Genomic DNA, 26019 nt, shown 5'->3' on the forward strand with positions numbered 1-26019 from the left:
TCTACCGGCTAAGGTTTAGCCTAGGGCTTTCTCGATACCTCCACCACAGCGATACAAGCCAGCCTGTGAAATAGCCCGTTGATGCGCCTGATACGACGGCTGTCACCAGCATCAATGTGGAATGCTCCTGTGGATAGAACGCATTGAGCACTGCCAGAACATACTGAGCGCAAAAGAAAATCAGATTGCGGATCAGCGGAAGTATCGTCCCAGCCCGCTCGACCGTTTTGTTCTGATGATCAACTGCGAGAACACGCGGGCCTGTGAGATAACCAACAGGTGCCAGCACGAACAGTCCTGCAAACCACGCAATCAGGAATGAACTGAATCCATCCGAACCGCTATCAAAGTGCATGAAACCGACGGCAATGAAGATCACGGGGACGAATAGCAGTCTCCAGACCGAAACCGTGCTTGTTTCACGCCCTTTCACCCCTTGTATGACGAGATAAGCGAGCAGCCCCCAAACATAGATCGGTGTATGAATTATGATTTGAGTGAGCATTTCCATGAAACAATATCTCCCCGGCGCGGTGTTCTAAAAGCAATATCTCAATAGTATAAGACTTATACCAAAGCGCTAAGATGCTGATGCAGCACGCCTCGAAAATGTTCAATCGCCACACGGGCTTAACCAACGTCCGATGAGTCTTACTCAATGAACTTTGGTATTAGCGAAAGTCCGGCAGAAACCGCGTTGGGTGTTAGACAGCTGCAATAATTCAGCAATTGATCAAGAGCACGTGAGTAGCCTCGCTCAACCTTGAGCTTGTTGGCGCATTCAGCAATATTCCATATGGTTCGATTTCATAACTGAAATGACAACCCCAAGTTTTCAAGCCCCCATTTTACTATAAGTCATTGGAATATAAGAATGATCGGCTGCATACCTCCAATTCTTCTGCTCATGCTCGGTGCATTGTTTGGTTGGCTGATCGGCGGCAATTACGGCGCCTTCTGGGGAAGTGCGGTCGGCGTTATCATCGGTATCATCCTGATGATAATTATCGTCTTTTCGCTGATCAAAGCGCGCGGTCGATAAAACGAAAAAGCCGTGAAACAAATGTTCCACGGCTTCAAATTCAGACTTCTAAGCAAATGTCGGAATCACACCACTAGCTTTGCAGACGACGGCAGATTTCGTCGAGCTGCTCAAGAGAGCTGTAACGAACTTTGACCTCGCCACCACGCTCGCGGTGATTGATTTCGACCTTCATGCCAGTGACGTCGGAAAGCAGCTTTTCAAGCGCCTTTGTATCGGCATCTTTCTCAATCGGCACGCTCTTGCCCGGCTTTGGTTCAGCACCATTGCGCGCTTGTGACAGCGCTTCAACCTGACGAACAGACAGACCTTCCTTGACCACGCGCTCCGCAAGCGCGGTTGGGTCATCCATGGTGATCAGGCTACGTGCATGACCTGCAGACAAAGCGCCATCCGAGATGAAATCCTGCACGCGCTGCGGTAGTTTCAAAAGGCGCAGCGTATTGGCAACATGGCTTCGGCTTTTGCCGATCACCTGTGCCAGATCGTTCTGCGTGTAGTCATGATTGTCGATAAGCTGTTGATATCCCATCGCTTCTTCGACAGCATTCAGGTCGGCACGCTGAACGTTTTCAACAATTGCGATCTCAAGCGCAACGCGATCATCCACATCGCGAATGATAACCGGGATCGTATCGACGCCTGCACGCTGCGATGCGCGCCAGCGACGCTCACCGGCGATCAGCTCGAAACGATCAGGTTCACCCGGTGCCGGACGCACGACGATTGGCTGAACAACGCCGTGTTCTTTAATCGACTGCGCCAGATCTTCCAGTTCTACTTCCGAGAACATGCGTCGCGGATTGCGCGGATTGCGCGTGACGAACTCAATCGGAACGTTACGCTCGCTGCTGATCGGCACCTTGCGCTCTTCCGCCGGGCGGTCGATTTCACCAATCAGTGCGGCCAAGCCGCGGCCAAGGCGCTTTTTTGAAGGATCGTCGTTCATCGTCGGCAGTTCCTGCAATTGTTACGTAGTCGAATCGATCAAAGCATCGCAATTGCGACACTCGCTAATTATGCGGCTTTAAGCTGCCGCTCCCGCTGGATAACTTCCGATGCGAGCTGCAAATAAGCCTGGCTGCCAGCGCATTTCAAATCATAAAGAATAGCTGGCTTGCCATGGGATGGCGCTTCTGACACCCGCACATTGCGTGGGATGACAGTACGATAAACCTTCTCACCCATGAATGCGCGAACATCGTCCACCACCTGAGAGGCAAGGTTGTTGCGACTGTCGAACATGGTCAAAACAATGCCCTGTATCGTCAGATCGGGATTGATGGTTGAACGTACTTGGTCGACCGTCTGCAGGAGCTGGCTCAGGCCTTCCAGTGCGAAGAACTCGCACTGCAGGGGAACCATGACCGAATCTGCTGCCGCCATCGCGTTCAACGTCAGCAAGTTCAACGATGGAGGGCAATCAACCAAAATATACGAGAATTTATCAGCAACAGCAGAATCAAATCGCAACGCATCACGCAAGCGACGTGTGCGATCAGGAGCCTGTGCTATTTCCATCTCAATGCCGAGAAGATCGAGCGTTGAAGGCACGATATAAAGGTTTGGAACGTCGCTCTGCATGGCGGCATCATTCGCTGATGCTGCCTGCGTCAGCACGTCGTAGGACGAAAGCGGACGGTTGAGGCGATCAATTCCGAGGCCAGTACTGGCATTGCCCTGCGGGTCGAGGTCAACGATTAGCACAGTTTCGCCAATAGCAGCGAGTGCTGTCGCAAGGTTGATAGCTGTCGTTGTCTTACCAACGCCACCCTTCTGATTTGCAATGGTTATGATCCTGGATCTTTTGCTCATTACCGTCGCCCTGCTGCTTTCTGTCATATCGATTCCGAAATAACTGGGGCGGATTAACTTAAGATGCGTCGTAGATTGCTGATCTCAAGTATCACCGAGTTATTATCGATAGCACTTTCATGTTGTACCAGATCGAAACTCCAGTCGACACGGCTTTCATCGATTTCTCTCTGGTAATCCCGACCTTTTTGAAAAAGCGCCTTTGAACCACTGCACAACCAGGGTCCGGCAAGCTCAAAAAGAACGTTCAGCGATGCAAGTGCGCGGGCTGTAATGACCTGCGGCGTCTCAATTTTATCCCACATTGCCTCGATGCGCGCCGCATGGACACGCGCCGGAACACCGACATGCCCTGCGGCAGTGCGTAGAAAAGCTGCCTTTTTTCCCGCACTTTCAACAAGATCAATCGAAGCACCCGGAATGTCTTTCAGAAAACAGGCTGTTACGATGCCAGGGAAACCACCACCCGAACCCAAATCGAGCCAGCGCGTCGCTTCCGGTGCGAGCGGAAATATCTGCGCGCTATCGAGAATATGGCGGTTCCAAAGATCAGCGAGTGTCGAAGGAGATGCCAGATTTATGGCCGATGACCACTTGCGGAACAGTTCTTCAAACGCAATCAAGCGGTCCGTTGTTTCACGTGAAACATTAGGAACGATAGTTTTCAAGCTCGAATAACGTCTATCCACAGTCATGCCACGCCCTTCTCGGCGTCCAGTACAGCGGCTGCACGTTCGCGCGCGCCATGCTTCTTTATATGCGTAATAAGCAGCGCAAGTGCTGCCGGTGTAATACCTTCAACGCGTTGCGCTTCGGCAATCGTCTCTGGTTTACGCTGTTTCAGCTTGGCTTTAAGTTCGTTTGAAAGGCCAGAAATTGCATCAAAGTCCAATGTCACTGGAATGAAAAGTCGCTCCTCGCGTTCCATCACTGCTATATCGCTCTGCTGGCGGTCCATATAAACCGAGTACTGCGCTTCAATTTCCAGCGCTTCTTTAGTGGCTGAATCAATAGAATTCAGTTCTGGCCAGATAGCCTGAAGCTTCTGCAAATCGATATCCGGATAAGACAACAGATCATAGGCAGAGCGACGTACCCCATCCTGATTGAGATGAAGGTCATATCGGCTGGCCTGATTTGGCGTGATAGTCAGCTCTTGGGTCATCATACGCGCGGTCGACAATGCATCCTGACGCGCTGTAAACTTTTCGCGGCGATCATTGCCAAGAATGCCCAGTTGATCAGCCAAAGGCGTCAACCGCTGATCGGCGTTATCAGCACGCAATGACAGACGGAACTCCGCACGTGATGTAAACATACGATAAGGTTCGCTGACGCCGCGAGCAGTCAGGTCATCGACCATGACGCCAATATAAGCTTCCGTTCGTTGTATGATAATAGGATCGCTGCCCCCTGCACGCTTGGCGGCATTCAGGCCTGCGAGAAGTCCTTGCGCTGCGGCCTCTTCATAACCGGTGGTGCCATTGATCTGCCCTGCAAGGAAAAGCCCGGTGACGCGTCGTGTCTCCAGGCTGCGTTTCAACTCTTGCGGATCAATAAAGTCATACTCAATTGCATATCCCGGCTGAAGCATCACCGCCTTCTCCAGACCCGGAATGGTCGCGAGGTAGGCAAGCTGAACCTCTTCTGGCAGTGACGTGGAGATGCCGTTTGGATAAACGGTGTGGTCATCCAGCCCTTCAGGTTCCAGAAATATCTGATGTCCATCACGGTCGCCAAACTTGACGATCTTGTCTTCCACCGATGGGCAGTAGCGCGGACCTATTCCCTCGATCGAACCCGAATACATTGCGGAACGATGAAGATTGGCGCGGATGATCGCATGAGTTTCAGGTGTCGTGCGGGTAATACCGCAATCTATTTGCGGCGTCGTGATCTTATCCGTCATCAGCGAAAACGGCACAGGGTCTTCGTCCGCCGACTGCATATCCAGGCTCTGCCAATCGATAGTGCGGCCATCAAGACGCGGCGGAGTACCGGTTTTCAACCGACCGACGGCAAAACCAAGGCCACGCAAAGTATCAGAAAGGCCCAGCGCAGGCTTCTCGCCCATACGTCCAGCGGGGATTTTCTTCTCGCCAATATGGATAAGACCATTCAGGAATGTACCGGTGGTCAGCACAACTGCAGCACAGGCAAGCTCGCGTCCATCGCCCAGAACGACCCCTGAAATGCTGCCATCTGTGATGCGAATGTCGGAAGCCCCACCTTCAACGACAGTAAGGTTCTCCTGGGCAGAAATAAGCGCCTGCATCGCCAGCCGATAAAGCTTACGATCAGCCTGCGTGCGAGGACCGCGGACCGCCGGGCCCTTGCGACGATTGAGCAGGCGAAACTGGATGCCAGCCTTATCGGCAACACGACCCATAAGACCGTCAAGCGCATCAATCTCGCGAACAAGATGGCCCTTCCCCAGACCGCCAATGGCCGGGTTACAGGACATGACGCCAATCGTATCAAAACGATGTGTGACGAGAGCCGTGCGAGCGCCTGCCCGCGCCGATGCTGCCGCCGCCTCGCAGCCAGCATGTCCGCCACCAATGACGATCACGTCATAAGCTGTGACTTCTGAAGAACCTGAAATGTTCATCCTGATACGTCCAAATCCGTTCCAGCGCATTTCCGGCAAAGTGGGCGGGCCCTCCGTCTCGGATAATGCATAAAAGAAAGAACAAAGCGGCCCGGGCGATTCAATTCAAATCAGAGCTACTCTGGAAAGCAGTCTCTTTGACATGTTTGTCGGCTCAACGGAAGAGGCAGTATAGCGAAGGTCGATCAACTCTTTGATAAAGTTGATACGAAACTCGACTCACGGAAGAGTTTGGGAGTCAATACGAACTGGCAGATTCCACAGATGTTTCACGTGAAACAATTTTCATGCCGCCCTACGCTCCAGCGTCACTGTTTCACGTGAATCACTCATTTCCCGATACAGAATTGCGAGAAGATCACGTCCAATATCTCTTCAACATCCACGTCACCGGTAATGCGTCCAAGATACTGTGAGGCATGACGCATATTCTCAGCGCGTAACTCCAATGGAAGATCGTCGCGATTAGCCGCGGTTTCAATTTCCGAAACCGTTGATTGCAGGAGATTGATGTGACGCTGCCGTGTCGGAACCGCGTCATTGATCTGCCCAATGCGATTTTCCGCAAATACTTGCAGCGCGGCGAGCAATTCGACGAGGCCTGCATTGGTCTTGGTGGAAATACGATATTTCCATCCACCGGTCTCAGAATTACTAAGGTCAACTTTGGTGCCAACCGTCCAGACATCAGCTTCGCTCTCATCAAGAGAGACAGCGATGGGGTTTTGCATATCTTCCAGCAACAGGACCAGATCAGCTTCGGCCGCGCGTTCTAGCGCACGTTCGATGCCGATCTTCTCAACCTTGCTGGTAGTCTCTCGAAGTCCAGCAGTATCAGTTACATAGACGGGAATGCCTGCAAGATTGAGTTTGACTTCCAAAAGATCGCGCGTTGTGCCTGCCTCTTCTGAAATGATTGCAACCTCGCGACCAGCCAGGAAATTCAGAAGACTGGATTTTCCTGCGTTGGGTGCACCAGTGATAACGACATGCAGTCCATCGCGCAGCATTGCCGCGCGCTTTCCGCTTTCAATATGTCGTAGAATTGCTGTTCTTAGTGACCTGAGTTCTTCCCATACCTGTCCCGAAACGGAACCCGGTACGTCGCTTTCATCCGCGAAATCCAGCTCCGCTTCTATCAAAGCCCGGGCACGCACCAGCCTTTGGCGCCATTCCGTATAAAGTTGACGCTGCGCACCTGAAGCGACCTGCAAAGCAAGACGGCGTTGGCCTTCCGTTTCCGCTGCAATGAGATCAGCCAGACCTTCGGCGATGGTCAAATCCATCTTGCCGTTCGTAAAAGCTCGGCGCGTAAATTCTCCAGCTTCAGCTATCCGGCAGTTTGGGAAGCTGCCCAACTCCTCAAGCAGCTTTTCGACGACAGCAATACCACCATGAAGATGGAACTCCGCACAATCTTCGCCGGTAAAGCTGTTAGGACCGGGAAAAAACAATGCTAACCCACGGTCAATGGCGTCTCCATTCCGCGCGCGGAACGTCTTGTAAGCTGCATAACGCGGCTCAATCATCTTTTCAATAATCGTTTCGACTACGAATCGAACTTGCGGGCCTGATATCCTGACGACCGCAACACCCGATGGAAGGCGCCCACTCGACAAGGCAAAAATAGTGTCCTGAAGATGCTGCCGCTCGCTCATTTGATTTCCCGTTCTATATTGGTAAGCACGTGCATATTCATTCGCTCCACGAAAGAAAAGACTTATGACCAATATCAGCAGCAACAGACTCGGAGCCGCACCAAGCGCTTATCTGCGTCAGCACGCCGATAATCCGGTTCATTGGCAGCCCTGGGGCAAAGATGCACTTGATGCAGCGCAGGAGCTGAACCGCCCTATCCTGCTATCGATTGGTTATGCTGCCTGCCACTGGTGCCACGTCATGGCGCATGAGTCTTTCGAAGACCCGGAAGTTGCCAGCGTCATGAACACGCTGTTCGTCAATGTTAAGGTCGACCGCGAGGAACGACCCGATATCGATCAGATCTATATGGCTGCGCTGAGTGCCATGGGACAGCAAGGCGGGTGGCCGCTTACGATGTTTCTGCGTCCTGATGGCAAGCCATTCTGGGGTGGTACATATTTTCCACCTCAGGCTCGACATAACTTGCCGGGTTTTTTGGACGTGCTCAAGGCAGTCAGTAATCTCTGGCAGGGAAATAAAGAAAAAATTAACCATAATGCCGAGGCTGTGTTTAATCATCTGGAAGCACGGCTGGCGGCGCAGAACGATGCCAGCGCGAACGAGATTGCACGCTTCGATGATGTTGCAGATCGCATATATGAAATGTTCGATCCGGTTCGAGGCGGCATCAATGGCGCACCGAAGTTTCCGAACACGCCGTTCATGGATGCCCTCTGGTTATCCTGGCTCTATAATCGGCAAGCGACCCATCGCGATATGTTTCTGCTTTCATTGAAGACGATGTTGCAAGGCGGCATCTATGATCATTTGGGTGGCGGACTTTGTCGCTATAGCGTCGATGCAGACTGGCTCGTGCCACATTTTGAAAAGATGCTTTATGACAATGCTCAAGTCATTAGGCACGCGACTTATGCCTATGCCGAGACTAAGGATGAATTGTTCCGTGTCCGAATCGAAGAGATAGTCAATTGGTTGATACGAGAAATGCGTTTGCCGGATGGCAGTTTTGCATCAAGCCTCGATGCGGACAGTGAAGGCGAAGAAGGAAAGTTCTATATCTTTTCAGAGGCGGAAATCGATAACGTCCTCGGTGATCAGGCGGGAAACTTCAAAACCTATTATGGTGTGAAACCCGAGGGTAATTTTGAAGGCATGAATATTCTCAACCGTCTTCATGCCGTCAATGAAGACGGTTTAGTACCGTCGAATATCGCGGCGGCCAGAGACAAGCTTCTCCATTATCGCAATGCTCGTGTTCAACCGGGGCGCGACGAAAAAGCTCTTACCGACTGGAACGCTCTTATGATCCGCGCGCTGGCGGAGGCCGGCCGTTGTTTCAAGCGATCAGATTGGGTTGACTACGCCGTTTCGGCCTATCGTTCAATAGGTTCATCGTTTCAGGATGGGCGCATCGCACATTGCCGAATGTATGACGTGCTGGTCTACCCTGCCCTCTCGACAGATTACGCCGCGATGATGAATGCCGCACTTTCACTGTTTGAAGCAACTGGTGACAGAACATTCATTCGCGATGCGGTTGCGCTCAAAGACGCGCTTGATGCAAACAATTGCGACGCGTCAGGCAATCACCGACTTTCCGCACTCGATGCGGAGGACGTAATTCTGCATAGTTATGGCGATTATGACGAAGCGATCCCCAATGCCACCAGCCAGATCATTGAAGCTTTCACACGGCTGTTTCTCGCAACAGGCGATATGCACCTTTATATCCAGAATGAACGTCTGGTTGAACAGGCCATGGGTCGTGCGCTTGTCCAGCAATATGGCCAGATCGGCATATTGAATGCGTGCCGCTTTGCAGCCGAACCGCTGTCTTTGGTAATTGCTGATGAAGGTGCTGATGGTGAACTCGCTGCCACGGCAGAAAGAATTACCGATCCAAGGCGGCTTGATAAATTCGTTCAATTTGAAGCAGGCAAAGAAATTGAGCTCCCGACAGGTGGCATTGCACATGCCAATAAACCGTCAGCCTGGCTCTGCAAGGGGCAAGTCTGCCTAGCGCCTGTCGAGACCCCTGCCGCACTCGAAATCCTGCTGAGAGGCTAAGCCTGCCGATTTCTGAGACCAGAAAATAGAAACGCCGCGCTGATGTCTCAACGCGGCGTTTTGTTTGGATACGGATAAACCGAAATTACGTATTCATAGAATCGAAGAACTCGCCATTGCTCTTGGTCTGCTTGAGCTTGTCGATAAGGAACTCGATCGCATCGGTAGTCCCCATCGGTGCAAGAATGCGGCGAAGTACGAAAATCTTCTGGAGATCGGCGCGTGGCACCAACAGGTCTTCCTTACGTGTGCCGGACTTGAGAATGTCCATGGCAGGGAAGATACGTTTGTCGGCAACCTTACGATCAAGAACGATTTCCGAGTTACCCGTGCCCTTGAATTCTTCGAAGATCACTTCGTCCATACGCGAACCGGTATCGATCAGCGCGGTGGCGATGATGGTGAGCGAGCCACCTTCTTCAATGTTACGGGCTGCACCGAAGAAGCGCTTCGGCCGCTGGAGTGCGTTTGCATCGACACCACCGGTCAAAACCTTGCCGGATGAAGGCACAACGGTGTTGTAAGCGCGTCCAAGACGGGTGATGGAGTCGAGAAGGATCACAACGTCACGGCCATGTTCAACAAGGCGCTTTGCCTTTTCGATGACCATTTCAGCGACCTGAACGTGACGTGATGCCGGTTCGTCGAAGGTCGAAGAAACAACTTCGCCCTTAACCGAACGCTGCATGTCGGTCACTTCTTCCGGACGTTCGTCAATCAGAAGAACGATCAGATAGCATTCAGGATGGTTCGCAGTGATCGAATGCGCAATGTTCTGCAACAGAACAGTCTTACCGGTACGTGGCGGAGCGACGATCAGACCGCGCTGGCCTTTGCCGAGTGGCGCAACCAGATCGATAACGCGGGACGAAAGATCCTTTGAGGTTGGAACTTCCAGCTCCATCTTGAAGCGCTCATTTGGATAGAGCGGCGTCAGGTTATCAAAATGAACCTTGTGGCGGATCTTTTCCGGATCTTCAAAATTGATCGTGTTGACCTTGAGGAGTGCGAAATAACGTTCGCCTTCCTTAGGACCACGGATCGGACCTTCAACCGTATCGCCGGTCTTCAACGAGAAGCGGCGAAGCTGGGAAGGAGAAATATAAATATCGTCCGGGCCTGGCAGATAGTTGGCATCGGCAGAGCGCAGGAAGCCAAATCCGTCCTGCAGCACTTCAACAACTCCCTCGCCGATAATTTCGACGTCCTGAGCAGCAAGGCTCTTGAGAATCGCGAACATCAGTTCCTGCTTGCGCATTGCGCTCGCATTTTCGACCTCAAGCGTTTCGGCAAATGCCAGCAGCTCAACCGGGGTTTTGTTTTTAAGTTCTTGTAGTTTCATTTCCTGCATGGGTGAGGAACTCTTTTGAAATATAAGGAGAAAATGCAGTTGTTCGGAAAGGTGGTCACGTGGAGTGTGACCGGCATCGAAGGCCTGCTGTCATGGTGGGAAGAGGACTCACTCATACCGGTTTGCGGCATGAAGAGCAAGTCTCAGTTAAGGATTGCTGGAAGTTAGTGCAATAGGAAAAAGGTAGAAGCCCGAAAAAATCGCGAAAAAACTATCGGGCTTCTTTGAAAAATATAGAGAATTAGAATGGCTTCACGATCACAAGAATAACGATGAAGATCATCAGTAGTGTCGGAACTTCATTGATGATTCTCCAGTGTTTGGCTGATTTGGTGTTACGATCTTCTGCGAAGAGCCGTGTTGCCTTTGACAGATAACCGTGAAGGCCAGACAACAGAACGACCAGCAAAAGCTTGGCATGCAACCAGCCACCCCGAAACCCGAAAATCTCCCAAGCCATCCAAAGACCGGCTATCCATGTCACAACCATGGCAGGATTAATGATGAAACGAAGCAACCGCCGTTCCATCACCTTGAAGGTTTCCGAGGTTTCTGAACCGGGTGTTGTCGCGCAATGATAGACGAAAAGACGCGGCAGATAGAGCATGCCTGCCATCCAGGCGATTACGGCAATGACATGGATCGATTTGACCCAAAGATAAGCGTCAGCTGGATTCACGTGAAACAATCCCCATAAACCAAGTACCACAACCGCAAGACCGACGACGGTACGGATCAGAGCGGCTTTGCCGCTGTTTGCTTTATCGGAGGCACTCATCATCAGCCTCCACGAACGCGATCAATCATGCGCTGAACGTTTTCAATTGGCGCCTGTGGCGTAATTCCGTGGCCAAGATTGAAGATCAGCGGGCCCTGCCCGAGATTTTTCAGGATTGCATCAACCCCTTCGTCCAGAGCCTCGCCACCAGCGACAACGCGCAGCGGATCGAGATTACCCTGAATGGCGCCTTCCTTCTGCAATTCCTGCGCAAATGAGTTTGGAACAGACCAGTCAAGGCCGAGCACATCAACACCGGTCTTTTCACGGTAGCCCGCATAAAGCATTCCGGCTCCTTTCGGAAACCCGATGATACGTGCGTCGGGATAAATCGCCCTCACCTTCTGGACGATCCGGGCGACCGGACGGATACAGAAACGTTCAAAGCAATCTTCATCGAGAACGCCAGACCAGGAATCGAAAATCTGCACGGCATCAGCGCCTGCATCGAGCTGTTCGATGAGATATTCGGCTGAAACATCCGCCAGATCATTCAAAAGCTTTTCGAACGCTTCCGGGAAACGATAGGCAAACAAACGAGCGGGAGCCTGATCAGGCGTGCCGTGACCGGCGATCATATAGGTCGCAACGGTCCAGGGAGCGCCACAGAAGCCCAGCAGCGTTGTTTCGTCGGGGAGTTGCTCGCGGAGCAGCCGAACCGTCTCATAGACCGGCTCCAGCCTTTTGGCGACACCTTCAGTCTCAAGCCAGAATATCTCATCGGCATCAATCGGTGTCATCAATGGTCCCTTGCCTTCTTCAAAGCGAAGGTCTCGTCCAAGGGCGTGAGGAACAACCAGGATATCTGAAAACAAAATGGCTGCATCAAAGCCATAACGGCGGATTGGCTGAAGTGTCACTTCGACTGCCAGATCGGGTGAATAGCAGAGGTCGAGGAAGCTTCCGGCTTTCTTGCGCACTTCGCGATATTCGGGAAGGTATCGTCCGGCCTGACGCATCATCCAGATTGGAGGTGGAAAGACTGTCTCACCGTCTATCACTTTCAGGACCTTGCGTTTCATTACATTCCACCCTGTCTGATCTGTTTCCGTGGTTCTGTGTGAAAGTTTTCCCGTCCGGCTCTCATAAAGAAAGGATGATTCAGGAATCTTTTGATTCTTAGAGTCTGTTGGAATCGGGGATTAAGGTTTGTCCGTCTTTTCCCCACAGTTCCGCTCTGGCCATCTCAGCCTGTGCGATAATTCACCGATCGCTCGGACAAAAGCAATGAAAACTAAAATCTTTCATTGAATAGAAGGGGTTACCAATTGACGCAGTTTCGGCCTCTTTGTGGACAAGCTGGGTATATTGTTGTGATTTCCAAATGTTACGAGTCTTGTCCACAGTGGCTTTCTGAAGCTTCTCACATGTGGGCTCGCTGTGGATGACTTGCCAAGTTTCCCACTGCCTGCCATGGCTTGTGGATGAAACCTGTGTTTTACGCACACTCGTCAACAGGGGCGGGAGAAAACTGTGACCAGACCGCTTTCTTACTTTCATCTTCATCTGATTTCTGATGCGACGGGAGAGACTCTCCTGGCGGCTGGCCGCGCTGCGGCCGCTCAATATGCCAATGCGCGGGCAATTGAGCATATCTATCCGCTCATCCGCACAGAGAAGCAGCTGCGAAAAGTGCTTGAGAATATCGACGCTGAACCCGGCATCGTTCTCTATACAATCGTCGATCAGAAGCTCGCTGCCATCATCGACGACACCTGTGCGGAAATGGGTGTGCCGAGCGTTTCGGTACTTGAGCCGGTGCTCAACACGTTTCAGTCTTATCTCGGAGCGCCAGCGCATCGCCGTGCAAGCGCCCAGCATGTGCTCAATGCCGACTATTTTCGCCGGATCGACGCGCTTAATTTCACCATGGAGCATGATGACGGCCAATTGCCGCTCGATATAGAAGAGGCGGATGTCATTCTGGTGGGTATTTCCCGCACATCGAAGACGCCAACCAGCATCTATATGGCGAATCGCGGTATCAAGGCGACGAATGTGCCGATTGTATTGGGTATTCCGGTGCCGGAGGTTCTTTTTACGGCAAAGCGACCCTTGATTGTCGGTCTGGTGGCAACTGCGGAACGTATTTCCCAGATCAGACAGAACCGCCCGCTTGGCAATGTACCGTCTCTTGATACGGGTCTTTATACAGACCGCGTTTCAATTTCCGAAGAACTGGCTTATGCCCGCAACCTGTGCAACCGGCACGGTTGGCCGATTATTGATGTGTCGCGCCGGTCGATTGAGGAAACCGCAGCCGCTATCATGGCCTTGCTGCGCGATGGCAAGAAGGAAGATCAGTCATGACCACGAAACTTATTCTCGCCTCGAAGAGTCCGTTCCGTTCGGCAATTTTAAAAAATGCCGGCATCGTGTTTTCGACCGAAAGTGCGGATATCGATGAACGTGCGGTTGAGGCTCCTCTCTATAAAAGCGGTGCAACACCGCAAGAGGTAGCGCAGGTTCTGGCCGAAGCAAAAGCCTTATCTGTCAGTGAAAATCATCCCGATGTCGTGGTGATTGGTTGCGATCAGACGCTTTCCTTGGGCGATCAGATTTTCCACAAGCCTGTGGATATGGATGCAGCGCGCCGCCAGCTTTTGCAGTTTTCGGGCAAGACGCATCAGCTTAATAGCGCTGTCGTGCTGGTCAAAAATGGCAAGACCCTGTGGCGGCATGTTTCGGTGGCGCGCATGACCATGCGCAATCTCGATCCGGGCTTTGTCGGACGCTATCTTGGTCGCGTTGGCGATATTGCCCTTTCAAGTGTCGGCGCTTATCAGGTCGAGGGTCCGGGCATTCAGCTCTTTGAAGAAATCGAAGGCGATTATTTCACCATCGTCGGATTGCCCCTGTTGCCACTGCTCAATGAATTGAGGAAGGAAAATCTGATCGATGGCTAAAAAGGCATTTGTGACCGGCTTTCCAATAAAGCATTCGCGCTCGCCGCTCATTCACGGCTTCTGGCTCAGGGAGCTGGGTCTCGAAGGCTCTTATGAAGCCATTGAGGTCGCGCCTGAAAATTTTGCAGAATTTGCCACCTCGCTTGAACAAAACGGCTTTGTCGGGGGTAATGTCACAATCCCACATAAGGAAGTGGCTTTTGCGGCTGTGGAAATCCGCGATGAAGCAGCCAATGCCATTGGCGCAGTCAACACGCTCTGGCTCGACAACGGCAGGCTTTGCGGCGGCAATACCGACGCTTATGGTTTCGCGGCCAATCTGGATGCGCTGGCACCCGGTTGGGACAATGCGGATACGGCACTGGTTCTGGGCGCAGGCGGCGCGGGACGCGCTATTGTCCACGCTTTGCAGACGCGCGGTTTCTCGCGCATCGCAATCATCAATCGCACGCTAAGCCGGGCCGAAGAACTGGCAAGCCATTTTGGCCAAGGCGTTTCAGCGCATGGATGGGATGCAGCGCAGCGTCTTGTCAAAGAAGCGGGTCTGATCGTCAACACCACTTCACTCGGCATGAGCGGACATATGACCAGTGGGGGCGAGGCGACAGAGTTTCCGCTTGATCTGAGTGAGGCGCAGAAATCAGCCGTTGCCACCGATATTGTCTATATTCCGCTCAGGACGCCGTTTCTCACCAGCGCTGAAGCAGCGGGTCTTAAAACTGTCGATGGGCTTGGCATGTTGCTGCATCAGGCGGTCCCGGGTTTTGAACGCTGGTTTGGCAAAAGACCAGAAGTGACAGAAGCACTTCGTAATTATATTCTGGATGATATGAAAAAGGCTGGTGCTTTATGATCATCCTCGGACTGACCGGCTCTATAGGCATGGGAAAAACCACTGCGGCAAACATGTTTGCCGACAATGGTGTGCCGGTCTATAGCGCGGACGATGCTGTTCACCAGCTTTATTCGGGTCGGGCGGCTCCCCTGATCGAAGCCGCCTTCCCCGGAACGGTTGTCGATGGCACGGTCGACCGGACAAAACTATCAGCAGCCGTGCTTGGCAAGCCGGAAGCGCTTAAAAAGCTTGAATCCATCATTCATCCACTGGTGCACGAAGAAGAAAAAGCCTTTCTTGCGAATGCGCGCGCCGGCGGCGCCGAAATTGCCCTCATTGATATTCCTTTGCTGTTTGAAACGGGCGGTGAAAGCCGCGTGGATAAAGTGGCTGTTGTGTCTGCGCCTGCCGACATTCAGCGTGAGCGCGTTCTTTCCCGCGCAGGCATGACGGAAGCGAAGTTCGAGGCCATTCTAGCCCGACAGATCAAGGACAGCGAAAAGCGTGCGCGTGCGGATTTCGTCATCGATTCTTCGGGCGACTTTGAGGAAACGCGGGCGCAGATCAAAGCCATCATCGCTGAATTGCGTGGAAAGCCTGTCAATCAGTCCTGAGAGCTGGCCCTGAGAGCTGGCATAGCGTGCTATAAAGTACCAAATCATTTAGAGCCGTTTCGATCTGATTGAATCAGATCGGGCTCTAACCCTTTTGTTTAAACGCGCATCTTATCCGAAAACCGCTTCGCACTTTTCGGGATGCTCTCTAAGAGGTTTTTCCATGCGTGAGATCGTTTTCGATACGGAAACCACTGGCCTTGAACGGCTTGAGGACCGCGTGATCGAAATCGGTGGTGTGGAAATGATCAACCGCTTTCCCACGGGTCGCACGTTCCACAAATTCATCAATCCACAGGGGCGCAAGGTTCATCCCGATGCACTCGCGGTCCATGGTATTACGGACGAGCAATTGCTCACCGAGCCAAGCTTTGCCGACATTCTCGATGAATTCATGGAATTTTTCGATGGTGCAAAACTTGTCGCGCATAATGCGATGTTCGATCTTGGTTTCATCAATGCGGAATTGGGCCGCTTGGGAAAGCCGGAAATAGCCGTTGATCGCATCGTCGATACGCTTGCGCTTGCGCGCCGTCGAAATCCGATGGGCCCCAATTCGCTTGATGCGCTTTGCAAGCGTTATGGCATCGATAATTCGCACCGCACATTGCACGGCGCATTGCTCGATTCTGAAATTCTCGCCGAAGTCTATATCGAGCTGATTGGCGGTAAACAAACCGCTCTTGGACTCAGTTCTTCCGGTGGTTCCGGTAGTGATGACCGCTCTGAGAATGGCGGCAATATTGTCTTGCGCCAGCGTCCGAAACCATTGGCGCCACGTATCAGTGAAAAGGAACGCGCTGCGCATGATGCTCTTGTTGCGAAAATGGGCGACAAGGCAATCTGGAAAAAATACGTAAGCTGACGTCTAAATAAAAACCCCGCAAGAGCGGGGTTTTTTTGATGCGTGTAGAGATTAGCTCTTTACAGCGTTCTTGGCTTCTTCTTCGGCCATACGGCTCTGGAACATCTGAGCAAAATCGATCGGATCGATCATCAGTGGTGGGTAGCCACCATTGCGCGTCGCATCAGCGATGATCTGACGAGCAAACGGGAACAGCAGACGTGGGCATTCGATGAACAGCAGCGGAAGCATGTGCTCCTGTGCGATGCCCTGAATGCGGAAAACGCCGCCATAAACCAGCTCGGTGTTGAACAGAACGTCCTTGCCGTCAACAGCTTTGGCTTCGAGCGTGAGAACAACGTCGAAATCTGTTTCGGACAGCGGATTGGCGTTTACGTTCACATTGATGTTGATCGAAGGAGCCTTTTCGCGTGGGCGCAGCGACAGAGGCGCGCCTGGGCTTTCAAAGGAAAGATCCTTGATGTACTGGGCCAGAATGTTGAGGGACGGCTGGGCGGTTGCGCCATTGCCGTTCTTTACTTCGCCCGCAGCGGCCTTATCGCTCATTATCGGTATGCCTTCTCTTTAATAATTTATCTTGTTGCCCAAAAAGCAGTGATGCTTGGCTAGCATGTGTGCGTAGATGAGGCAAGAAACCGTTTTTAAGTTAGTATTTGCGCGATTAGCGATCCTTGCGATCGGGATTCCATGGTGAGTTTTCATCCGGCTTTGCGGTATAATCTTCCGGGTCCAGATCGATCACGTTGTTTTCTTTAGGCTCATATGAGTTTTCTCTGGGTTCATACGGACGATAGGCTTCGGAATAGCGTGTCGAGGCGGTCGCGACGACCAGCCGATTGCGCACAAACCGGTTCCAGACAAGATTGCGAATAAACGGAACGAAAAGCAGAAGTCCGATGGCGCTTGTGACAAAGCCGGGCACGATCAGCATGATAGCGGCGACAACGATCATCGCTCCATGCATCATTTCGCGGTCCGGCACGCGTCCTGCAGCACTTTCGGCGCGGATGCGCTGCAGCAGCCCGAAGCCCTGTACACGCAGCAGGAAAAAGCCGAGCATGGCGCTAAGGATAATGAGACCAAGCGTAGCAAACACACCGATTTCGCTGCCGACGATCACAAAACCTGCAATCTCGATGAATGGCATTGCCAGTATGGCAAGGGGTGCAAGGGAAGAGGACACGTCGATTATGACCTTATGTTGATTTGCGTTTGTAATGAAGCAAACTTCATTCGCTTGTTCTATTCATGACATACATGCAAAAATGCTTCGCATTCTTACGAAATTGAAACTCTCTATCATACAATATCAGATAGGTATGCGTGATCGGGATTTGAATGATCAGTGAAGCCGATCTATATGTATATGTAACGAAATTGACGACGTGAGACGGATTCGTAATCCTGAAACGTCCATTGGTGGCAGGCGGTATGGAATTTTTTGATTTTGGCACGATATTCTTCTTCATTGCGGCGGTGGTAATCTTTCTTCAGTTGAGGAATGTTCTTGGCCGCCGTACGGGAAATGAAAAACCGCCAATAGATCCATATACTTCCGCACGTAATACCGATGCCCAGACTGCAAGTGGCGAAACCGACAATGTCGTTTCCCTGCCGCAGCGTCCCGGTGAAAAGGATTTTACCGCAATCGACAAGGTCGCGCCTGCTGGTACGCCTATTAATGATGGGCTCCGTGCCATTCAGGCAGCCGATCCAACTTTCGACCCCGCAAGTTTCGTTGATGGCGTGAAGATCGCTTATGAAATGATCGTGATGTCTTTTGCCGACGGCGACCGTAAGGTTTTGAAAAACCTTTTGTCTAAGGACGTCTATGAGGGCTTTGTCTCGGCAATCGATGAGCGCGAAGCACGCGGTGAAAGCACACGCTCAACCTTTGTAGGCATTGATAAGGCAGAAATCGCCAATGCCGAAATGAAGGGCTCGGAGGCGCACGTCACGCTCAATATCGTGAGCCAGATGATTTCTTCCACACTCGACAAGGACGGTAATCTCGTCGAAGGCGATCAGGAAAACGTCGTCGAGATCCGCGACCTCTGGACCTTTGCCCGCGATACACGTTCGCGCGATCCAAACTGGAAGCTTGTCGCGACCGAAGCCGAAGACTAAAGAGAGTTGACGATTCAGGGCCGCACTTTTTTACCTTGCGCATTATCCGACGCAAAACCGCTCCGCACTTTTGCTGGAAATGCTGAGTTAGCGGCCCTTTTAATTAGTGACGGATGCGGCTTGTGCATAATCTGGCGAACATCATACGACCGGTCAGTTTTTCAGATTGCCCGGGCTGGGATCACGACGATCAGGCACTCGCCTTTTCGGCTTTTCGCCGTTCAGCCGATTATGCGGAACATAATCGCTATAACAGCGGCAGCCTCGGTATCAGTTTCGAGGCGCTTGCACCGGCTTTTGCTGCTGCCCGTTCCCTTGATAAACCCGATACTGCGCAGGCGCGGGCTTTCTTTGAAGAGCATTTCGTCCCGTGCCGTATTGATGCCGAAGGTTTTGTGACGGCCTTCTATGAACCGGAAATTGAAGCTTCGCGTAAGCCAGATGCGCATTTCATAGTGCCGTTTCTCAAAAAACCCGACGATCTGGTGAAAGTTACGGATGAGAACCGCCCTGCCGGGCTTGATGCCTCCTTCGCTTTCGCGCGCAAAACGCTACAAGGCATTGAGGAATACGATGATCGCCGGGCAATCGAACAGGGCAGTCTTAAAGAACATGGGCTTGAACTTGCCTACGTGGCTGACCGTGTTGATGCCTTCTTCGCCCATGTGCAGGGGGCTGCGCGGTTAAAACTCACCGATGGCAGTTTTATGCGTATCACCTATGCGGCCAAAACCGGCCATCCTTTTACAGGAATCGGACGTATTCTGGTGGCGGAAGGCGAGATTTCTGCAGATGAAATCTCCATGCAAACGATCCGCCAATGGTTGAGAGAGTACCCGGATCGGGCCGACGATCTCATCTGGCAGAACCGCTCCTATATTTTCTTCCGCGAAGCACCTGTTGATGATCTGAATGTGGGGCAAATCGCTGCGGCCAAAGTCCCGCTGACCGCTGGACGTTCAATTGCGGTCGATAGATTTTTGCACACGTTCGGGACGCCCTTTTATGTCGATGCACCAAGCGTTACAGCGTTCGATAATGCCCCATTCTCGCGCCTCATGATTGCGCAGGATACCGGCACGGCGATTGTCGGTCCGGCGCGTGGTGATCTCTTTGCGGGATCGGGGGATGCCGCAGGCGAGATCGCCGGTGGCATCAAGAACAAGGCCGATTTTTATGCGCTTATTCCGCGCGCCAGTGCATCGGCCCTAAAATCGAATACGATTTTAGGGAAGCAGGCACGAGGCCCTATGGGGCGGGACTGATCGATGTCGCCCAAAACCGAAAAGCCCGCGAAAGATTGTCTGAGACCAGAAGATCGCATCCTCTGGGAAACCGTTGCTAAAACGGCCAAACCGCTGGTGGGCAAAAAGTCCGCTGTAGAGGAAGAGTTTCCGGATTTCAAAGCTGTGATGGCGCAGGAGGTTGATAAAAAGCCTTCGCAAAAAACACCCTCGCCTTCGAGCGAGCCAGCGACGCCGAAAAAGAAGCTTACCTCTCTCAAGGAAATGCCGATCCATAGCTTTGATCGGCCGACGCACCGCAAGATTTCCAAGGGACGTGTGGATATCGAAGCGCGTATCGATCTGCATGGGCTCACGCAGAACGATGCCTATGAGCTGCTTTACGGATTTTTGCTGAGCGCACATGCCCGCGGGCTCAAGCACGTGATGGTCATTACCGGAAAAGGCCGCTCATTTGGCAGCGAAGGCGTGCTGAAACAGGCCGTGCCGCACTGGTTCTCGACGCCGTTGTTCCGGCTTCTGGTGAGCGCCTATGAAGATGCAGCCCATCATCATGGCGGTCACGGCGCGCTTTATGTGCGTCTGCGCAAGCAGACGCAGAACGGGAGTCTGATCCGATGACCCCTTTTGGCAAACGTCTGCGCGAATTGCGTGACGAGCGCAATGTGACGCAAAAGGAAATGGCGGCAGCCTTACGCGTTTCGCCTGCCTACCTTTCAGCGCTTGAACATGGACGGCGTGGACAGCCGACCTGGGATCTGCTGCAACGCATCATCACCTATTTCAATATTATCTGGGACGAGGCCGAAGAGCTGCAAAATCTGGCGGCGGTTTCGCATCCCCGCGTGGTGATCGACACCTCAGGACTATCGCCACAGGCGACCGAGCTTGCCAATCTCCTCGCCCGCAACATTCGCATCATTGATCGCGAGACGATCAAACATTTAAGCGAAGAAATAGAAGCCGCGCGCAAACGCCGCCGCGGCTTTAAGCCATTAGCCCCATCGGCTCTAAAATAGCGCTTTCAGCTCGTCGAGCTTGGTGTTGACCAGCCAGCCATAATAGTTTTCCTGCGGCATCAATGGTGCCTGACCGGACGCTTTGCGCTGAGCATTTTCATTGGCAAGCGCACGGGCGCGGACTTCTGCACCGCCGGTATTATAAAGGGTTGCGGTCAGGCCGGGATTCTTAGAAATGTCGAAATCGGCAATCTGGCGATAGGCAGTGATCGATTGCTTAAGCGTTGCCGCGATGTATGGCAGCGTGAGATCGGGGTCCATGATGGTTTTGTAGACCACATTTCCGTTCTCGGCGTTCAGCTTCGGCAGGCCGGATACACGATTGACCATGTCCGACATCTGCAGTGCAGTCAGCGGATTGATCTGGCCAAGGCCGAATGTCTGACCTGCATAGAAAGGCTGGAAGAAGACCGCACTGAAACGGTTGTTCGGATAGGCTTTGCCACCCAGGGACTTTCCACGAAACTGCTTGTTCCAGACCGTCTCACGGCAACCCCACAGCGAATAGCTGTCTTTGAACTTGAGGCACTCCGAAAACTCCGGGCGCTTCACGAACTGGCCGATGCTTTCGCCATCATAGCCAAAACTCACGCCCTGGTTCACATAGGACATAGCCTTGACGTAATAGGTCTGTAGCCTGTCATAAACGTCGACATTATAGGTGTGTTCGCCAACGATGGCGCCGACGATATGGATCGGATCAATGCCGTAAGCCGAAGCGGTCGATTTGATTTTCGAGCGCAGCGAAGCATCTTTTTTCAGAAGATTATAAATCTTGCGATACTTGGCTTCATAGGTCGTGCTCAGTTCCTTGGTGCGCTTGGCCGAAGCGCCGGGAATGGGCGGCTGATCGTCATTGCGGTTTCCCGGCGGCACGCTAACAGCTGCGAAGGCGCTCTGGCAGGAGAAAGCGATAGCAAGGCAGATGCCTGCAATACGGTTCAATCGGCTGGTCATTGCGCGGTAACGGCCCCAATATGGTTAATAGAGCGCCGTGCGCCCCAGTGGGCGCACAAAGGTCGCTCTATCAGTTCAAACTATGCAGTAGCATGTAAAAGTTGGCGCAAAATAAAAAACCCCCTCGATGAAGTCGAGGGGATTTTTGTGTTTCAGGATTATGGGACCCGAGCGTGGCTTTCTGGTCACTTTCTGCTTTTAGAGAATGAAACGCGACAGGTCCGTATTCTTGGCAAGATCGCCAACGGTTTTGCGGACATAATCGCCATCCACCTTGAAAGCAGAGCCGGATTTATCGGGTGCATTATAGGAAATGTCGTCCAGGACCCGTTCCATCACCGTCTGCAAGCGACGTGCACCGATATTCTCGACCGTCGAATTCAGATCGACGGCAATATCGGCCAAAGCGTCAATCGCGTCATCGGTAATATCAAGCTTCACTTCTTCCGTCGCCATCAGGGCAATATATTGCTTGATCAGGCTGACTTCGGTTTCGGTGAGAATTCGGCGGAAATCTTCACGCGTCAGAGCGTTCAATTCCACACGGATCGGCAAACGACCCTGAAGTTCCGGCAGAAGGTCTGAAGGCTTGGAAACGTGGAAAGCGCCCGATGCAATAAACAGGATATGATCGGTTTTCACCGGACCATATTTTGTTGCAACGGTCGTACCTTCAACGAGCGGCAGCAGATCGCGTTGCACGCCTTCGCGTGATACACCTGCCCCCATTCCGCCTTCGCGCGAAGCGATTTTGTCGATTTCGTCGAGGAAAACGATACCGTCATTTTCGGTCGAACGCAGGGCTTCCTGAATAAGCTGATCCTGATCGAGCAGCTTGTCGGATTCGTCGTTGATCAGGATTGCATAGGATTCCTTGACCGTGGTCTTGCGCGTCTTGGTGCGTCCGCCCATGGCCTTGCCGAAAATATCGCCGATATTGATCATGCCAATATTGGCGCCCGGCATACCTGGGATTTCGAAATTCTGACCAGCACCCGTATCGGCAACTTCGATCTCGATTTCCTTGTCGTCCAGCTCGCCTTCACGCAGTTTCTTGCGGAAGCTGTCACGCGTGGCGGGGCTGGCCGTTTTGCCGACAAGACCGTCGAGCACACGCTCTTCGGCATTGATATGCGCCTTGGCCTTCACTTCCTCGCGCTTCTTTTCACGCACGAGGCCAATCGCAGCTTCCACCAGATCACGGATGATCTGTTCGACATCGCGACCGACATAGCCGACCTCGGTGAACTTGGTGGCTTCAACCTTGATGAAAGGGGCACCGGCAAGCTTGGCCAGACGACGGGAGATTTCCGTCTTACCAACGCCAGTCGGTCCGATCATCAGGATGTTCTTTGGCATGACCTCTTCGCGCATCTGGCCTTCCAGCTGCTGGCGGCGCCAGCGATTGCGAAGTGCAATAGCCACGGCGCGCTTGGCGTCGTTCTGGCCGATGATGAAGCGGTCAAGCTCGGAGACGATTTCACGGGGAGAAAAATTACTCATGATTATAACCCGGTTTGCCACTGCTTGATGAACTCGAACGGATGCAGCAGCATGATCACGTTGAGCGTAAGGTTGTCGCGGATGATAATCAGCGCAAGAACTTCGAAGAACAGCGCTAAAGCGACGGTGATTTTTGTTGGCAGCTTTGCAGCAAGCAAAAAGCCGATCAGGGCAGCGATGGTATCGGAAACCGAATTCACAATGCTATCGCCGAAATAGTCCACCGAGGACGTATTGGCGCGATAGCGCTCGATAATGAAATTCGAGTTTTCGACCAGTTCCCAGACGGCTTCAACGCCGACTGCCATGGCAAGCCTCAAGCCAAGCGGGGCTTTGGGTGCGATGACGCTCAGAAGCCAATAGAACAGAAAACCGTGAATGATGTGCGAGAGCGTATACCAGTCGGCTATATGCTGCGAGTTCTCAGACATCAGCGAACCGGACCATAATTTTATGATGCCGCATTCGCACATGGGTATCCGTCCATCGAGATAAAGCCAGGAGGCCTGTATCGCGAGAATGGCAAGGACGATCAGAGCACCTAAGCCCCAACGTTGTGTTTTAGAAGTTGAGGCTTGCGCTATTGAGCTCATTCGGCGTCGAGGCTTTCAACAAGAATGCTATGATTGGTATAGATGCAGATATCGGCTGCAATCTCCATCGCCTTGCGGGCGATTTCCTCGGCATCCTTGTCTGTGTCGATCAGTGCACGCGCTGCGGCCAGTGCGTAATTACCGCCCGAGCCGATGGCCATGACGCCATGTTCTGGTTCAAGCACGTCGCCTGTCCCGGTCAGCGCCAGCGTAACCTTGCTGTCAGCAACCAGCATCATCGCTTCGAGGCGGCGTAAATAACGGTCGGTGCGCCAGTCCTTGGCGAGCTCGACAGAGGCGCGCATCAGCTGGTCAGGATATTGTTCGAGCTTGGCTTCAAGACGCTCAAGCAGTGTGAAGGCATCAGCTGTGGCACCGGCGAAGCCGGCAATGACGTTGCCTTTGCCGATGCGGCGCACTTTGCGCGCATTGCCCTTCATTACGGTGTTGCCGAGCGAGACCTGCCCGTCACCAGCAATAACAACCTTGCCGCCCTTGCGAACGGTGACAATGGTCGTGCCGTAAATTGTCGTGGGATTGTGTTCGATCATGGATCACTCCTTTGGCGACCTGTACGTTTCCATCTGGCAAACGCATAAGCCCCTGATATGGGCCCCGATATGGGGGAAGCCTCGGTTCGTCGGCTCAAGAGCTAACTGAATCGGGTTTCGTTGTGAATATTTAAGAAGCGTCTGGCAAAATGCAAATGGGTTCACGCGCATTCAAAAAAGTGGGAATCGGTTTTTGGATTAAATGCGCGTGAGGAAAAAGCGCATTCTAAAAAGCGTGAAGCGGTTTTTGGATCAAATGCGCATTGAGAAAAGTCAGAATATTGGTGCATGCGCTAAAAGCATTGGCAAAAGCGGCCAGCTGTTCTAGAACGCGAAAAGATTTCAACAGAGGAAATGCTATGACGGCTGAAAGCGCCCGCAAAGCAAGTATCGAACGTTCAACGAAAGAAACGAGCATCGCCGTTTCTGTCGATCTGGATGGCAACGGCAAGTTCGACATTACAACAGGTGTCGGCTTCTTCGATCATATGCTGGAGCAGCTTTCCCGACATTCGCTCATCGACATGCGCGTGATGGCCAAGGGCGATCTGCATATCGATGATCACCATACGGTGGAAGATACCGGCATTGCGCTGGGTCAGGCTGTGGCGAAAGCGCTTGGTGAGCGTCGCGGTATCGTGCGTTATGCGTCGATGGATCTCGCCATGGACGACACGCTGACGGGTGCGGCGGTCGATGTTTCGGGCCGTGCCTTTCTGGTCTGGAACGTGAATTTCACGACGGCCAAGATCGGCACCTTCGATACTGAGCTGGTGCGCGAGTTCTTCCAGGCTTTTGCGATGAATGCAGGCATTACGCTGCATATCAACAATCACTATGGTGCCAACAATCACCATATTGCAGAATCAATCTTCAAGGCCGTGGCCCGGGTTCTGCGCACAGCGCTCGAAACCGACCCGCGCCAGAAGGATGCAATTCCCTCGACCAAGGGGTCGCTGAAGGGATAAGTCTTTCCCGAAAGGACGTGTCATGGCGCAATTCGTCGTTCTTGAACCAGCCGGATCTCAACGTTCCGAAAAAGCGGTTTTCGTGCGTGACGGATTCTACACCTTGGCACTTGTCCTGCCGGTTCTGTGGCTTTTGTTGCAGCGGCTCTGGTTTGAAGCCATTGCCGCTCTCGGTGTGACGATCCTGCTTGGATTTGCTGGCTCCATGCTCGGCATCTCCAATGCGGTTCCCCTGATCACTTTGTTGTTTTCGCTGTTTGTGGCGCTGGAAGGCGTCAACTGGAAGATCGCAAAGCTTAAGCGTCAGGGTTTTATCGAGAAAGCCGTCATCGACGCGGCTGACCTGGAAGAAGCGGAAATTCGCTACTTCTATGGCATCGAAAAAGCTATCCAGCCTGCAACAGCCCCTGCGGAAGCGCCTGCACCCGAATGGGCCGGGCAGGCCCCTCGTCCCACTTATTCCTCTTTTGGCTCGACGATCGGATTTGTCGGTCATCGCGGAGAAAACTGA

The 26019-nt window shown here is 52.6% G+C and carries 28 protein-coding genes; 13 read left to right on the forward strand and 15 right to left on the reverse strand.

Annotated features, from left to right (window positions below; all coding sequences use genetic code 11):
* Position 1 precedes the first annotated feature (1 nt).
* On the reverse strand, positions 2–511 hold the full coding sequence (locus CES85_RS21290; RefSeq protein WP_095447680.1) for a hypothetical protein: 510 nt from the start codon (positions 509–511) through the stop codon (positions 2–4).
* A gap of 363 nt (positions 512–874) precedes the next feature.
* Here CES85_RS21290 and CES85_RS27220 point away from each other — a divergent pair, with 363 nt between their 5' ends.
* Positions 875–1042 carry a hypothetical protein gene (locus CES85_RS27220; RefSeq protein ID WP_157743478.1) on the forward strand — a complete coding sequence of 56 codons (168 nt, stop codon included), beginning with the start codon at positions 875–877 and terminating at the stop codon, positions 1040–1042.
* A 73-nt stretch (positions 1043–1115) separates the two neighbouring features.
* On the opposite strand, the gene CES85_RS21295 is transcribed toward CES85_RS27220, so the two are convergent.
* The 5 genes from CES85_RS21295 to mnmE form a co-directional block, all read right to left on the reverse strand.
* Positions 1116–1991 carry a ParB/RepB/Spo0J family partition protein gene (locus CES85_RS21295; RefSeq protein WP_095447681.1) on the reverse strand — a complete coding sequence of 292 codons (876 nt, stop codon included), beginning with the start codon at positions 1989–1991 and terminating at the stop codon, positions 1116–1118.
* A 68-nt stretch (positions 1992–2059) separates the two neighbouring features.
* Positions 2060–2857 carry a ParA family protein gene (locus CES85_RS21300; protein WP_094578485.1) on the reverse strand — a complete coding sequence of 266 codons (798 nt, stop codon included), beginning with the start codon at positions 2855–2857 and terminating at the stop codon, positions 2060–2062.
* Positions 2858–2910: 53 nt separating this feature from the next.
* Complete coding sequence (gene rsmG, locus CES85_RS21305) at positions 2911–3552, reverse strand: 16S rRNA (guanine(527)-N(7))-methyltransferase RsmG (RefSeq protein WP_095447682.1); 642 nt, start codon at positions 3550–3552, stop codon at positions 2911–2913.
* A complete protein-coding gene (gene mnmG, locus CES85_RS21310) occupies positions 3549–5468 on the reverse strand; it encodes a tRNA uridine-5-carboxymethylaminomethyl(34) synthesis enzyme MnmG (RefSeq protein WP_095447683.1) in 1920 nt (639 codons plus the stop codon). The genes rsmG and mnmG overlap by 4 nt, the downstream gene beginning before the upstream one ends.
* 329 nt (positions 5469–5797) lie before the next feature.
* Positions 5798–7126, reverse strand: a complete 1329-nt coding sequence (gene mnmE / locus CES85_RS21315; protein ID WP_095447684.1) for a tRNA uridine-5-carboxymethylaminomethyl(34) synthesis GTPase MnmE — start codon at positions 7124–7126, stop codon at positions 5798–5800.
* A gap of 64 nt (positions 7127–7190) precedes the next feature.
* Here mnmE and CES85_RS21320 point away from each other — a divergent pair, with 64 nt between their 5' ends.
* Positions 7191–9197: a thioredoxin domain-containing protein gene (locus tag CES85_RS21320; RefSeq protein WP_095447685.1), complete on the forward strand. Its 2007-nt coding sequence runs from the start codon at positions 7191–7193 to the stop codon at positions 9195–9197.
* Between the two features lie 85 nt (positions 9198–9282).
* Here CES85_RS21320 and rho read toward each other — a convergent pair whose 3' ends face one another.
* The 3 genes from rho to hemE form a co-directional block, all read right to left on the reverse strand.
* A complete protein-coding gene (gene rho, locus CES85_RS21325) occupies positions 9283–10548 on the reverse strand; it encodes a transcription termination factor Rho (protein ID WP_024898458.1) in 1266 nt (421 codons plus the stop codon).
* Between the two features lie 241 nt (positions 10549–10789).
* Positions 10790–11326 carry a protoporphyrinogen oxidase HemJ gene (gene hemJ, locus CES85_RS21330; protein WP_095447686.1) on the reverse strand — a complete coding sequence of 179 codons (537 nt, stop codon included), beginning with the start codon at positions 11324–11326 and terminating at the stop codon, positions 10790–10792.
* 2 nt (positions 11327–11328) lie between these two features.
* Positions 11329–12348 carry a uroporphyrinogen decarboxylase gene (hemE, locus tag CES85_RS21335; protein WP_095447687.1) on the reverse strand — a complete coding sequence of 340 codons (1020 nt, stop codon included), beginning with the start codon at positions 12346–12348 and terminating at the stop codon, positions 11329–11331.
* Between the two features lie 451 nt (positions 12349–12799).
* Here hemE and CES85_RS21345 point away from each other — a divergent pair, with 451 nt between their 5' ends.
* The 5 genes from CES85_RS21345 to dnaQ all read left to right on the forward strand — a co-directional run bounded on the left by CES85_RS21345 (position 12800) and on the right by dnaQ (position 16546).
* Positions 12800–13636 carry a pyruvate, water dikinase regulatory protein gene (locus CES85_RS21345; protein ID WP_095447688.1) on the forward strand — a complete coding sequence of 279 codons (837 nt, stop codon included), beginning with the start codon at positions 12800–12802 and terminating at the stop codon, positions 13634–13636.
* A complete protein-coding gene (locus CES85_RS21350; protein WP_095447689.1) occupies positions 13633–14232 on the forward strand; it encodes a Maf-like protein in 600 nt (199 codons plus the stop codon). The genes CES85_RS21345 and CES85_RS21350 overlap by 4 nt, the downstream gene beginning before the upstream one ends.
* Positions 14225–15085, forward strand: coding sequence for a shikimate dehydrogenase (locus tag CES85_RS21355; RefSeq protein WP_095447690.1), 861 nt, complete (start codon positions 14225–14227; stop codon positions 15083–15085). The genes CES85_RS21350 and CES85_RS21355 overlap by 8 nt, the downstream gene beginning before the upstream one ends.
* The gene (gene coaE, locus CES85_RS21360; RefSeq protein WP_095447691.1) at positions 15082–15681 is read left to right on the forward strand and encodes a dephospho-CoA kinase; all 600 of its coding nucleotides are present in this window, start codon (positions 15082–15084) and stop codon (positions 15679–15681) included. The genes CES85_RS21355 and coaE overlap by 4 nt, the downstream gene beginning before the upstream one ends.
* 163 nt (positions 15682–15844) lie before the next feature.
* Positions 15845–16546 (forward strand): DNA polymerase III subunit epsilon, encoded by a 702-nt coding sequence (gene dnaQ / locus CES85_RS21365; protein WP_095447692.1) that lies wholly within the window; start codon positions 15845–15847, stop codon positions 16544–16546.
* 51 nt (positions 16547–16597) lie between these two features.
* Here dnaQ and secB read toward each other — a convergent pair whose 3' ends face one another.
* Together secB and CES85_RS21375 are read right to left on the reverse strand one after the other, a co-directional pair.
* On the reverse strand, positions 16598–17092 hold the full coding sequence (gene secB / locus CES85_RS21370) for a protein-export chaperone SecB (protein ID WP_095447693.1): 495 nt from the start codon (positions 17090–17092) through the stop codon (positions 16598–16600).
* A 115-nt stretch (positions 17093–17207) separates the two neighbouring features.
* Complete coding sequence (locus CES85_RS21375; protein ID WP_095447694.1) at positions 17208–17729, reverse strand: FxsA family protein; 522 nt, start codon at positions 17727–17729, stop codon at positions 17208–17210.
* A 248-nt stretch (positions 17730–17977) separates the two neighbouring features.
* Between CES85_RS21375 and CES85_RS21380 the strand changes: the two genes are divergently transcribed.
* The 4 genes from CES85_RS21380 (at position 17978) to CES85_RS21395 (ending at position 20936) form a co-directional block, all read left to right on the forward strand.
* Positions 17978–18673, forward strand: a complete 696-nt coding sequence (locus CES85_RS21380; RefSeq protein WP_095447695.1) for a Tim44/TimA family putative adaptor protein — start codon at positions 17978–17980, stop codon at positions 18671–18673.
* Positions 18674–18786: 113 nt separating this feature from the next.
* Positions 18787–19938 carry a murein transglycosylase A gene (gene mltA, locus CES85_RS21385; RefSeq protein ID WP_095447696.1) on the forward strand — a complete coding sequence of 384 codons (1152 nt, stop codon included), beginning with the start codon at positions 18787–18789 and terminating at the stop codon, positions 19936–19938.
* A 3-nt stretch (positions 19939–19941) separates the two neighbouring features.
* A complete protein-coding gene (locus tag CES85_RS21390; RefSeq protein ID WP_095447697.1) occupies positions 19942–20538 on the forward strand; it encodes a Smr/MutS family protein in 597 nt (198 codons plus the stop codon).
* Positions 20535–20936, forward strand: a complete 402-nt coding sequence (locus CES85_RS21395) for a helix-turn-helix domain-containing protein (RefSeq protein WP_095447698.1) — start codon at positions 20535–20537, stop codon at positions 20934–20936. Before CES85_RS21390 ends, CES85_RS21395 begins: the two co-directional genes overlap by 4 nt.
* On the opposite strand, the gene CES85_RS21400 is transcribed toward CES85_RS21395, so the two are convergent.
* The 4 genes from CES85_RS21400 to hslV all read right to left on the reverse strand — a co-directional run bounded on the left by CES85_RS21400 (position 20928) and on the right by hslV (position 24540).
* The gene (locus CES85_RS21400) at positions 20928–21893 is read right to left on the reverse strand and encodes a DUF1402 family protein (RefSeq protein WP_095447699.1); all 966 of its coding nucleotides are present in this window, start codon (positions 21891–21893) and stop codon (positions 20928–20930) included. The two genes, CES85_RS21395 and CES85_RS21400, sit on opposite strands and share 9 nt — an antisense overlap.
* A gap of 198 nt (positions 21894–22091) precedes the next feature.
* Positions 22092–23396, reverse strand: a complete 1305-nt coding sequence (gene hslU / locus CES85_RS21405) for an ATP-dependent protease ATPase subunit HslU (RefSeq protein ID WP_095447700.1) — start codon at positions 23394–23396, stop codon at positions 22092–22094.
* Positions 23397–23398: 2 nt separating this feature from the next.
* Positions 23399–23989, reverse strand: a complete 591-nt coding sequence (locus CES85_RS21410; protein ID WP_095447701.1) for a DUF2585 domain-containing protein — start codon at positions 23987–23989, stop codon at positions 23399–23401.
* Positions 23986–24540 carry an ATP-dependent protease subunit HslV gene (gene hslV, locus CES85_RS21415; protein WP_095447702.1) on the reverse strand — a complete coding sequence of 185 codons (555 nt, stop codon included), beginning with the start codon at positions 24538–24540 and terminating at the stop codon, positions 23986–23988. Before hslV ends, CES85_RS21410 begins: the two co-directional genes overlap by 4 nt.
* A 359-nt stretch (positions 24541–24899) precedes the next feature.
* Here hslV and hisB point away from each other — a divergent pair, with 359 nt between their 5' ends.
* Positions 24900–25508 carry an imidazoleglycerol-phosphate dehydratase HisB gene (hisB, locus tag CES85_RS21420; protein ID WP_007872453.1) on the forward strand — a complete coding sequence of 203 codons (609 nt, stop codon included), beginning with the start codon at positions 24900–24902 and terminating at the stop codon, positions 25506–25508.
* A gap of 22 nt (positions 25509–25530) precedes the next feature.
* Positions 25531–26019 (forward strand): DUF2628 domain-containing protein, encoded by a 489-nt coding sequence (locus tag CES85_RS21425; protein ID WP_095447703.1) that lies wholly within the window; start codon positions 25531–25533, stop codon positions 26017–26019.

This window comes from Ochrobactrum quorumnocens (assembly GCF_002278035.1).
Lineage (GTDB): Bacteria > Pseudomonadota > Alphaproteobacteria > Rhizobiales > Rhizobiaceae > Brucella > Brucella quorumnocens.

Excerpts from the sequence above, each read along its gene's own strand:
- CES85_RS21290 (WP_095447680.1), bottom strand. The coding sequence starts at position 511 with ATGGAAATGCTCACTCAAATCATAATTCATACACCGATCTATGTTTGG.
- CES85_RS27220 (WP_157743478.1), top strand. The coding sequence starts at position 875 with ATGATCGGCTGCATACCTCCAATTCTTCTGCTCATGCTCGGTGCATTG.
- CES85_RS21295 (WP_095447681.1), bottom strand. The coding sequence starts at position 1,991 with ATGAACGACGATCCTTCAAAAAAGCGCCTTGGCCGCGGCTTGGCCGCA.
- CES85_RS21300 (WP_094578485.1), bottom strand. The coding sequence starts at position 2,857 with ATGAGCAAAAGATCCAGGATCATAACCATTGCAAATCAGAAGGGTGGC.
- rsmG (WP_095447682.1), bottom strand. The coding sequence starts at position 3,552 with ATGACTGTGGATAGACGTTATTCGAGCTTGAAAACTATCGTTCCTAAT.
- mnmG (WP_095447683.1), bottom strand. The coding sequence starts at position 5,468 with ATGAACATTTCAGGTTCTTCAGAAGTCACAGCTTATGACGTGATCGTC.
- mnmE (WP_095447684.1), bottom strand. The coding sequence starts at position 7,126 with ATGAGCGAGCGGCAGCATCTTCAGGACACTATTTTTGCCTTGTCGAGT.
- CES85_RS21320 (WP_095447685.1), top strand. The coding sequence starts at position 7,191 with ATGACCAATATCAGCAGCAACAGACTCGGAGCCGCACCAAGCGCTTAT.
- rho (WP_024898458.1), bottom strand. The coding sequence starts at position 10,548 with ATGCAGGAAATGAAACTACAAGAACTTAAAAACAAAACCCCGGTTGAG.
- hemJ (WP_095447686.1), bottom strand. The coding sequence starts at position 11,326 with ATGAGTGCCTCCGATAAAGCAAACAGCGGCAAAGCCGCTCTGATCCGT.
- hemE (WP_095447687.1), bottom strand. The coding sequence starts at position 12,348 with ATGAAACGCAAGGTCCTGAAAGTGATAGACGGTGAGACAGTCTTTCCA.
- CES85_RS21350 (WP_095447689.1), top strand. The coding sequence starts at position 13,633 with ATGACCACGAAACTTATTCTCGCCTCGAAGAGTCCGTTCCGTTCGGCA.
- CES85_RS21355 (WP_095447690.1), top strand. The coding sequence starts at position 14,225 with ATGGCTAAAAAGGCATTTGTGACCGGCTTTCCAATAAAGCATTCGCGC.
- coaE (WP_095447691.1), top strand. The coding sequence starts at position 15,082 with ATGATCATCCTCGGACTGACCGGCTCTATAGGCATGGGAAAAACCACT.
- dnaQ (WP_095447692.1), top strand. The coding sequence starts at position 15,845 with ATGCGTGAGATCGTTTTCGATACGGAAACCACTGGCCTTGAACGGCTT.
- secB (WP_095447693.1), bottom strand. The coding sequence starts at position 17,092 with ATGAGCGATAAGGCCGCTGCGGGCGAAGTAAAGAACGGCAATGGCGCA.
- CES85_RS21380 (WP_095447695.1), top strand. The coding sequence starts at position 17,978 with ATGGAATTTTTTGATTTTGGCACGATATTCTTCTTCATTGCGGCGGTG.
- mltA (WP_095447696.1), top strand. The coding sequence starts at position 18,787 with ATGCGGCTTGTGCATAATCTGGCGAACATCATACGACCGGTCAGTTTT.
- CES85_RS21390 (WP_095447697.1), top strand. The coding sequence starts at position 19,942 with ATGTCGCCCAAAACCGAAAAGCCCGCGAAAGATTGTCTGAGACCAGAA.
- CES85_RS21395 (WP_095447698.1), top strand. The coding sequence starts at position 20,535 with ATGACCCCTTTTGGCAAACGTCTGCGCGAATTGCGTGACGAGCGCAAT.
- CES85_RS21400 (WP_095447699.1), bottom strand. The coding sequence starts at position 21,893 with ATGACCAGCCGATTGAACCGTATTGCAGGCATCTGCCTTGCTATCGCT.
- hslU (WP_095447700.1), bottom strand. The coding sequence starts at position 23,396 with ATGAGTAATTTTTCTCCCCGTGAAATCGTCTCCGAGCTTGACCGCTTC.
- CES85_RS21410 (WP_095447701.1), bottom strand. The coding sequence starts at position 23,989 with ATGAGCTCAATAGCGCAAGCCTCAACTTCTAAAACACAACGTTGGGGC.
- hslV (WP_095447702.1), bottom strand. The coding sequence starts at position 24,540 with ATGATCGAACACAATCCCACGACAATTTACGGCACGACCATTGTCACC.
- hisB (WP_007872453.1), top strand. The coding sequence starts at position 24,900 with ATGACGGCTGAAAGCGCCCGCAAAGCAAGTATCGAACGTTCAACGAAA.
- CES85_RS21425 (WP_095447703.1), top strand. The coding sequence starts at position 25,531 with ATGGCGCAATTCGTCGTTCTTGAACCAGCCGGATCTCAACGTTCCGAA.